The 1,630-nt window shown below is 49.4% G+C and carries 1 protein-coding gene and 1 tRNA gene; one reads left to right on the top strand and one right to left on the bottom strand.

Features of this window, described 5'->3' with window-relative positions:
- On the bottom strand, nucleotides 1-1,251 hold a 1,251-nt coding region (gltX, locus tag ABY802_RS16900; RefSeq protein WP_372628282.1), incomplete at its 3' end, for a glutamate--tRNA ligase.
- Between the two features lie 203 nt (nucleotides 1,252-1,454).
- On the opposite strand from gltX, the gene ABY802_RS16905 reads away from it, so the two are divergent.
- Nucleotides 1,455-1,530, top strand: a tRNA-Val gene (locus ABY802_RS16905).
- The last annotated feature ends 100 nt before the right edge of the window (nucleotides 1,531-1,630 follow it).

Here is a 1,630-nt window from a genome sequence, read left to right on the forward strand (position 1 = left end):
ACCCAGTTGCTCCGCCGCTGCGTTAATAGCATGATGTATAGCATCTAACTGCCACTCAGCTAACGCGGCCAGTTTCTCTTGCACTAACGCCAGAGGTTCAGCCGCGACCGGCCTTAAGTGCTTTTTAGCGGCATTTTCTTCAAACTCGCTAAAGTCTTCATAAAAATAACGGCTGACTTCTACCAGCTCTACTAAGGTTTTAACCCGCTCCGCCTGGACGCTTATCACATCCTCAATGGCTGGGCCGGTGCTGGTATCAAGCTGCTGATGGGCTAAATGCCATTGCAGCTCACTCGCCACCCTGGCCGGCGGCAAAGTTTTCATATAGTGCTGATTTAACCACAGCAACTTTTCGGTATTAAAGGCCGAGGGCGCCCGGTTACAATCTGCTAAATCGAACAGCTCTATCAGCTCGTCTTTGCTGAATATTTCCTGATCGCCATGCGACCAGCCTAACCGCACCAGATAATTGATTAACGCCTCGGGTAAAAACCCGTTATCGCGATACTGCATCACACCCACCGCGCCATGGCGTTTTGACAAACGCTTACCATCGTCACCCAGAATCATCGGCACATGGGCATACTTAGGGATCTCTGCGCCAAGCGCTGCCAAAATATTCATTTGCCGCGGCGTATTGTTAACATGGTCATCACCCCGGATGACATGGGTGATGCCCATTTTCCAGTCATCAACTACCACGGTAAGATTATAAGTAGGCGTACCATCGCTGCGGGCAATAATTAAGTCGTCCAGCTCACTGTTGGCAATTTCAATCCGGCCCTTAATCATATCATCAATGACTACCACGCCCTGCTGGGGGTTTTTAAAGCGGATAACAAAAGGTTTGTCTGTAGGATGATCAGTACGATCGCGCCACATACCGTTGTATTTTGGCTTTTCACCGGCTGCCATTTGTGCCTCACGCATGGCGTCAACTTCTTCTACCGTGCAAAAGCATTTATAGGCTTTGCCGTCAGCCAGCAGTTGCGCAACCACTTCTTTGTATAAATCGAAACGCTGAGTTTGATAATACGGGCCGTCATCATGTGCTAATCCCAGCCATTGCATACCCTCAAGAATGGCATCGACTGAAGCCTGATTTGACCGCTCTAAATCAGTATCCTCAATTCGCAGAATAAAGGTACCGCCGCGCTTTTTGGCATACAACCAGCTGTATAACGCCGTACGGGCGCCCCCAACATGCAAATAACCGGTAGGGCTTGGCGCAAAACGGGTAACTAACGACATAATTGATCCACTATAGGCAAAAACTGAGTTGGCGCTATTGTAACAATGCTCGGCTAAGGATGCACCACCCGTGAGCCGGCATTAACCTGCCAATTCACCGCAAAAAACCCGGATGTTTACTTTTGCAGCAATCGGCCCGCTTTTTTAAAAATAATGTTGACACTACATTCATGCTCCCTATAATGAGCGCCATCAAACAGCGTGGATTGTTAGCTCAGCTGGGAGAGCACCGCCCTTACAAGGCGGGGGTCACTGGTTCGAACCCAGTACAATCCACCAATTTGATGTTCCAAATTACAAACGTATATCTCCCGTGGATTGTTAGCTCAGCTGGGAGAGCACCGCCCTTACAAGGCGGGGGTCACTGGTTCGAACCCAG

This window comes from Arsukibacterium sp. (assembly GCF_041616895.1).
Classification (GTDB): Bacteria; Pseudomonadota; Gammaproteobacteria; order Enterobacterales; family Alteromonadaceae; genus Alishewanella.